6 protein-coding genes and 1 pseudogene are annotated in these 7,370 nt (G+C 36.4%); all 7 read right to left on the reverse strand.

Annotation, left to right across the window (positions count from 1 at the left end; genetic code table 11):
• Positions 1-16: 16 nt before the first annotated feature.
• The gene (locus DWZ47_RS14600; RefSeq protein ID WP_117513634.1) at positions 17-817 is read right to left on the reverse strand and encodes a GNAT family N-acetyltransferase; all 801 of its coding nucleotides are present in this window, start codon (positions 815-817) and stop codon (positions 17-19) included.
• Positions 804-2,327, reverse strand: coding sequence for an amino acid adenylation domain-containing protein (locus DWZ47_RS14605; RefSeq protein WP_117513635.1), 1,524 nt, complete (start codon positions 2,325-2,327; stop codon positions 804-806). The genes DWZ47_RS14600 and DWZ47_RS14605 overlap by 14 nt, the downstream gene beginning before the upstream one ends.
• Positions 2,328-2,346: 19 nt before the next feature.
• Positions 2,347-2,577 carry a hypothetical protein gene (locus tag DWZ47_RS14610; protein ID WP_004315212.1) on the reverse strand — a complete coding sequence of 77 codons (231 nt, stop codon included), beginning with the start codon at positions 2,575-2,577 and terminating at the stop codon, positions 2,347-2,349.
• 18 nt (positions 2,578-2,595) lie between these two features.
• Positions 2,596-4,398 carry a Coenzyme F420 hydrogenase/dehydrogenase, beta subunit C-terminal domain gene (locus DWZ47_RS14615; RefSeq protein WP_117513637.1) on the reverse strand — a complete coding sequence of 601 codons (1,803 nt, stop codon included), beginning with the start codon at positions 4,396-4,398 and terminating at the stop codon, positions 2,596-2,598.
• A gap of 61 nt (positions 4,399-4,459) precedes the next feature.
• Positions 4,460-5,872, reverse strand: a complete 1,413-nt coding sequence (locus DWZ47_RS14620; RefSeq protein ID WP_117513639.1) for an undecaprenyl-phosphate glucose phosphotransferase — start codon at positions 5,870-5,872, stop codon at positions 4,460-4,462.
• Positions 5,873-5,891: 19 nt separating this feature from the next.
• A complete protein-coding gene (locus tag DWZ47_RS14625; protein WP_117513641.1) occupies positions 5,892-7,025 on the reverse strand; it encodes a chain-length determining protein in 1,134 nt (377 codons plus the stop codon).
• Between the two features lie 12 nt (positions 7,026-7,037).
• Positions 7,038-7,370, reverse strand: a pseudogene (locus DWZ47_RS14630) (capsule biosynthesis GfcC family protein); the annotation flags it as partial.

The raw sequence follows: 7,370 nt of genomic DNA on the forward strand, positions 1-7,370 counted from the left end.
ATTTCATTTTTATCTGTTAGACTTTTTTATTTAATAAAACGTAATCATAGAGTGATTCAGCTATATACCCATAATGTTTATAGCGTTTTATTGCATTATCATTCGTTGAAATAACCCAGTGCATCTGACGCTTAGTACCTTTTGCTAAATTCATAAGTGAATGATATAAAAAAGCGCCTATATGTTGGTTTCTATACATCTTATCAACCCACCAAAAACGCAAATACATATTCAGTTTTGATAATTCAAATAATATCAAACCTTTAATTTTACTTTCAGCTTTAAATATCAATATCTCCTTTTTACTAATAGCCAATGCTAACTCACCTTTGGTTGGAATTTGCTCGGATAATGGATCAAAATCTTGATTAAGAATATGATAAATCTCATCTATGTCCTTAATGGTTGCCATATCTGCAATCTTCTCCATCTCATATTGAAGTGGATACCCAATATGATACATACGATATAGACTCTTGTACTCATAGAAACCAATATTAACCAACGCATCCTTAACAACATTTTCTTTTGCACCAAGAATATCAATACTCAATAATTCATTGCAAAACGAAGCCTTTTGTAATGCCGCACAGAGACTATCGGTTGAAGTAGCAGTGAAGAAAAGATGATAAAAATTACCATTTTCATGCAAAAAGAAAATACATTCTGGAGTCTCATGAACAAAGAATTCTCCAGCTTCTATCCATATAGAGTGTTTCTCTACATTAAGATAAAAATTCGTAATAAGCCCTTTACGGAGAGAACGGATTAAACAAGTGAAATTCTGGATCTCCTCTATTGATTTAATTCGAACCATTATTTATAAAATCGTTATAATATTTACGATCAATTTTGCCACTAGAATTTTGTTTTATCACATCTACACGATGATATTCTGAAGGAAGCATATACTTAGGCACCTTAGTAAGTATAACTTTACGAAACTCTATCATATTAGGTTCTTCTTTAGCTTGATAAATAAGAACAATCTTTTTACGCATGAAATCATAAACTACACAACAGTTTTCAATCATTTGGCTAGCAAGAGCGGCTGTTTCAATTTCACCTAGTTCAATACGATATCCATTGTGTTTAATTTGAGAATCTTTACGTCCTACATACATAATCTCGCCCAGTTCATTTCTATAAACGATATCGCCAGTACAATAGATGATCTCCGGATAATGTTTGTTCAATGGATTTTGGATAAAAGCTTCTGCCGTTTTTTGAGGATTGTTATAATATCCCAAAGCAAGTGAAGAACCTCGAACACAGAGCTCTCCTTGTTCATTCACAACACAAGGCTTAAAATCTGCATTGAGAATCAACACATCACTATTTTTGCATGGAAATCCGATAGGTAATGGTTCATCATCATTAAACTCACGTTCTACAGTGTAATAAGTACAATCCACTGTGATTTCAGTAGGACCATAGAGATTAACATAACGACATTCCGGCATATTGCGACGCCAATAATTAAGATGTTTATTGGGCATTACCTCACCAGCAAAAAATACATCACGGAGATATTGGGGTTTACGGCTATCAAGAATCTTGAAGTTTGCCATGTTAACAAGAACAAACGGCACCCAAAATACAAAAATAATTTTTTTCTCGTCCAGATACTCCACCAACTTAGCTGGAAATGCAAAGAATGTATCAGGAATAATATTCAGCGTAGCACCAGTAGCATACATCAGGTAGATATCAAGCGTTGAGTTATCGAAATAAAACGGAGCCTGATTACCAATTATAGATGTTGAGTCGATATGGAAAGTTTCTATCGCCCAATCAATATAATCTATAACACCACGATGAGATACGACAACCCCTTTAGGGATACCTGTTGAACCTGAGGTGAAGATAGAATAAACAGGATCTGTATCAATCTGTTTTTCCATCAACTTCTCTATTGCTATACGCTGAATAGAACTGTCTGTATAAGAATTATCAATCACTAAGATCGGACGATCGGTAATTTTCTGTAAATCTGTAAAATGCTCGCTGTCAGTAATAAGTATAGGAGTATCAAGTACTGTAATAATTGATTCCACACGACTAGAAGGAGACTTTGTATCAAGAGGCACGTAGAAGTTGCCACTCATACTAAGAGCAGCAAACGCAGTCACTGCATCGCATCCTTTTGGAATATAAACTCCAACTGGTGAATTCATAATACCATACTGACGAACTTTAGACGCCAAAATATGAGCACGTTCTAGTAATTGTGCAAAAGTTATTTCTTTTACACTATCCTGTACAGCTATTTTCTGAGGGTAAGTTTCAGCTGTACGAAGGAGATATTCAATTACGTTTTTCTGCATATTGAAAGTTTATTCGAACTTATAATTTTTCTTTAACCACATTAAAAAGGTCGTCAATCGTTTCAGCAGCCATTACCTCATCTCCTGTAATAATGACGTGATATTTTTCATCAATCATAGAAATGAGGAGAAGGACTGCAAGCGATGACCACTCGTCAAGAAGTTTAAACTCAGTATCAGCAGCAAAATATGACCTGTCAGTATCTTCAAACTGAGAAGCTACATTATCAATAAAATTATTTAATTCCATATATTATCTTTTTGAGATTTATTTTTTCCATAATACATTATTCATAACCACCTTGGCCGGATTACCGGAAACAAGAGCATGGGCGGGTACATTACCATAAACCACAGAATGCGCCCCAATTATTGCACCGTCTCCAATTTTTGCCCCTGGCATAATAGTACAACTTTCGCAAAGCCATACCTTGTCACCTATAATAACAGGCGCTGAATCTTTATATCCTGTGATATTGATATAATGCCCACCATTATTGTCACGTATGGTAATATTACGTCCAAACCCTACATCCTTGCCAATCTCAATCTTGTTAGCACAGACAATCACTGTGTTAAGGTTTGAAACGAGCCCACCTTTGAAAGTAAGTTCACCACCGGAAAAAACTTCAATGTCTGCTCCATAGGAAATAGAGACATCTCCAAGCACTTTAAGCGTACCGCCTTTATCAACAAGCATACGTGTTTCAAGCTTAGAATCTCTATATCTCTTACATCCGAAATTGATACGCCCTTCCTTAATAATCTTAGCTCCATTAGCAAACTGTACAAAAGAATATGGATAAAAAAGTATAAACTTATTTTGCAATATTTCTTTAAGAGTATTATACTTCAGCGTACGAAAGATAGAGAACGGACGACATTGTGTAGCACATAGCAAATGTTTTACAGAAGATAAAATTCGTTTTAATTGTTGTTTTTTTGACACAGGATAGCCGTAAAAACCATATTTCTTAGCCACCTCACAAAATGACATCTTATCCATATCCTCAAAAAGACTTTTACGATCAACTGTCGGAAGTGCAATCGATTCATACAAGCTTACATTACCAGGAATGATTGTTTCAAAAGGTACCTCAACATAATTAAGTCTAGCCTTCACTCGCTCAAAAAATTCTTTACCTTTTTCTGAATTTATCATACCTAAAGATGTACCTATATCTTTATCTTTTAATTTATCCTGTTTGACAGATTCAATACCCCAGAAATCCGCAATAGTAATATCTGCCATACGAGGAAAACCCTTGAATTTACAATCATAGCAAGAAGGGCGACTTAGAGCACAAGTAATAAAACTTCCAATTTGAGCAAGTTGCTTATTTTTTGTTTCATAAAGATGCTTCCCGTTCTCCAAAATGACCTTTTGAGTAAGATTACGCCAACCGTATTCTTTTGATTTCGCCTTTGCATATACAACTTTTGATTCATAACGTTCATCGAATGTATCAAGATATTTGCGCCATGCCTTCGGCGAATCAATAGCACGGCAAATAAAGTCTACAATAATAAGATTTTCATAGTCTTTACGGAGAAAAGCTCTCATAGCCGCCATCTGACAAGGACATCCACAGACAAGAACTTTCTCACCAGATTTAAGATATTCACGTACTTGCTTATAGAAACCTTCACAGTTACTTTGCAAATATTTACTGCTGCGTAACTTAAGCAAATCGCACTTATCATCCGAGATATATTGGCGTACAGAGAAATCATCATTAAAAATAGCCCCACCTACGAATCCATTGTCTTTATACATAATATCAGCCAAGGCAGAAAAAAGTCCCCCAGAGGTGGAATCGAATACAACCTCTATATTTTTATGTTCGGCAGCATAACAAATAGGCTTCTCAAAATCATTCTTTTTCAGTACATCAATATTTATAATTGGACACACCTTTTCGCAAAGGCCACAATCAATACACTTGTCCTTATCAACTACAGGATACCAAAATCCTTCAATATCAGTTTGGAAAGTGATCGCCTCATGAGTACAAACATCTCCGCAAGCATTGCAACCACAACATTCACTCTTATCTACAATTTGAATCATATACAATCTTTATCGAACAAATAAATATCTGAAAAAATATATACTATACCCCAATATATATTTAGTATGCATTTTTTTCCCCCACAATCACATTCGCCACAGTCTTATAAATGATATATATGTCAAGCAACATTGTCCAATGCTCCATATACCAAATATCAGCCTTAACACGTTCCTCCATCTGTGAAAGTTCCCTCGTTTCACCACGAAAACCATGCGTTTGAGCCCAACCGGTCACTCCAGGTTTTATAAAGTGCCGTACCATATATTTATCAATCAAACGGGCATAAGTCTCCGTATGAGCCAACATGTGAGGACGGGGACCAACTATCGACATATCACCTTTAAAGACATTGATAAACTGGGGAAGTTCATCAATATTGGAACGACGGAGGAAATCGCCAAAACGAGTTTTTCGGGGATCATCAGCCGTAGCCTGTTTGCTGTCAGCTTCATCATTCACTTTCATCGAACGGAATTTGTAACACACAAAATCCACACCATTCAAACCCGTACGCATTTGTTTAAAGAATACAGGACCGGGAGAAGTTAATTTTATAATACTGCCAACTATGAGATAAACCAAAGGAAAGATTGTTACCAGAAAAAGACCGGAAAAAACAACATCAAATATCCGCTTCAATATCCGATTTTCCATTTTACCCAAAGGCTCATAACGCAAATTCAAAATAGGCATATTGCCAACCATACTGTGCCAGATACGACGAGGAAAACCTTCGCAAACATTAGGAACACCATGAAAGTAAAACAGATGGTTTTCACAATGATTCATAATAGAAAGATTATAACGTCCCTCCTCCATCGACAGAGAACAAAAGACATGCTTGATTCCTGGGTGGGCGGACATAAAATCTGAAAAATCGTCGGGATTACCTAGATAGGAACATTGGGAGGAAAAGCCTTCATTCGGTTTTATATCAAAATACCCCACAACCTCATATAGGGAAGAGGCTAAAGAACTCTCCATCTCCTTATACAACACCTGCATATTATTGCCTCCACCTATAAAAACAGCATAACGTCTATGCTTGCCCTTAGCACAATAGACTATCAGGAAATGGCGAATAATAATGCGATAAATACTTAAGATGACAAAGAGGAAAGAAAAATAAGCGACAAAAAAAAGAGGAGAATAGATAGAGATTCCACTAAAGGTCATGATACATGCCCAAAAGATGGAAAAAGCTATAATATTCTTCAACACGCGCAATACAAGTTGATCGGGGCGAATTCCCCGACTGTCCCAAACCCTCCCACGGGAGCCCGAACAAGCCAGATAACAGAGACTTAATGAAGTCATCATCCATGAAACCCTACAAGAAAAAGGTAAAGAGACAAATACTTCTTCCCAAAAGAAAAGGAGAAAGAACAATACCAGATTCAGAATGATCAGATCTCCCAGAACTGCTATAAATTCTATAAATTTATTGATTTGACTGGTGGTTGATACCATATCACATTAAAAATTGATTTTAGGCACATACTTCTTTGAACTTATTCAGAAAATCTTTCCCGAATAAATTCCAAAAGATAACAATACAAACTGATAGGAAAATAAAAGCTAAAACATATACCTTTCTACTGATTCCCGAAGGTTCCAAAGGGACAACAGCAGGTTCTACAACAGCAAACACTGGCTTCTCTTCCTGAACTTTAGCTCTGGCAACCTGAAGCTGACTGGCAACCTGACTGTATACCTGGTAAGCAAGGCTCATATCATTCTGCAAACGTTCCTGCTCGGCACGAACACTCTGCAAAATGATATTATCATGAGAATCCAGATAGTCTGCGTATTTCTTCTGAGCAGCATAATACTCTTGCTGACGTTCTTTGAAAAGTTTCTCCAAATAGATACAATCCTCTTTTGCCTTGAAGGTACGGTAGTCTATTATATATTCCTGCAGTTTCTTCACTACGGAATCGGCTACGACTGCAGCAACCTTAGGATCCTGAAAAGTCACAGAAATAGAAGTCATTGAGGTTTTCTTGTCCACAGAGGCAGCTATCATTTTCTTTAGAGCCGCAATTTTCCTCGAATCTTTCTTTGAAAGCTCAATTGCGCCCTGACTTGTTTTATCAAAAGAGGCAATTTCATCTTCCTCTGTAAACAAGGACTTTACTCCACCAATTACCATACCGGGAAACCCGATTACATAACTCCACCAAGGAGATGTTTCTTCATCTAAATAAGTATTCAATGTCATGACTTCATTCTTTGTTACCGGTATATCCATTGCGGAAAGCTCCAACAAAAAAGGAGTAGAAGAAACAATATCAGCAGATAAAGAAGCATTCAAAGCATCAGTACCATCTCCCATAGTCACTCCACTTCCTAAAAAGGAAGCGGCCAAACCAGATAAATTACCACCTTTATTATTACCCATCTCCGGAGAAAGGGTTACTTCAACCGTGTACTGCTTAGGAATACTTATTGCAACAATAATTCCAATTACTAAACCGATGCCAGCAGCTTTATAGATCTGCTTACGAATACCTATAAGCTTACGAAGAATAGCCATCAAATCAATTTCCGCCTTTTCATCTGTATGATTATTCAGTTTTTGTTTTATATCTTTTTCAGATTCTTGTTCTATCAAAGTAGTCATAAAAGGAATTCGTTATTTCTTTATTAAGTTAGCAATAGAAGCAACCATCATTCCCAATGTGCTGAATGTAGTAGCGTACCCTAAAATATTACTCATATTAGTCCTTTTCTTAGCCTTACTAGGCACAATTATCTCACACCCAGGCTCAATCTGTTTCTTACCACTACCTTTCACTTTAGTCACTTGGCCATTCATGTATACGATAAATTTCTTACTCTTCTTCGCATTTTCAGAATAACCACCGGCTTGATTCAGATAATAGTCTATATTCTTTCCTTCCATATAAGAAACAGTATTCGGAACCATTACAGCACCATTAATCGTAACCGTATTATTGTTTTTCGG

It is taken from the genome of Bacteroides sp. AF32-8BH, from assembly GCF_003435205.1.
Taxonomy (GTDB): Bacteria; Bacteroidota; Bacteroidia; order Bacteroidales; family Bacteroidaceae; genus Bacteroides; species Bacteroides ovatus.

Bases quoted from the DNA above. Each gene is read 5' to 3' on its own strand.
- DWZ47_RS14600 (WP_117513634.1), bottom strand. From the start codon at position 817: ATGGTTCGAATTAAATCAATAGAGGAGATCCAGAATTTCACTTGTTTA.
- DWZ47_RS14605 (WP_117513635.1), bottom strand. From the start codon at position 2,327: ATGCAGAAAAACGTAATTGAATATCTCCTTCGTACAGCTGAAACTTAC.
- DWZ47_RS14610 (WP_004315212.1), bottom strand. From the start codon at position 2,577: ATGGAATTAAATAATTTTATTGATAATGTAGCTTCTCAGTTTGAAGAT.
- DWZ47_RS14615 (WP_117513637.1), bottom strand. From the start codon at position 4,398: ATGATTCAAATTGTAGATAAGAGTGAATGTTGTGGTTGCAATGCTTGC.
- DWZ47_RS14620 (WP_117513639.1), bottom strand. From the start codon at position 5,872: ATGGTATCAACCACCAGTCAAATCAATAAATTTATAGAATTTATAGCA.
- DWZ47_RS14625 (WP_117513641.1), bottom strand. From the start codon at position 7,025: ATGACTACTTTGATAGAACAAGAATCTGAAAAAGATATAAAACAAAAA.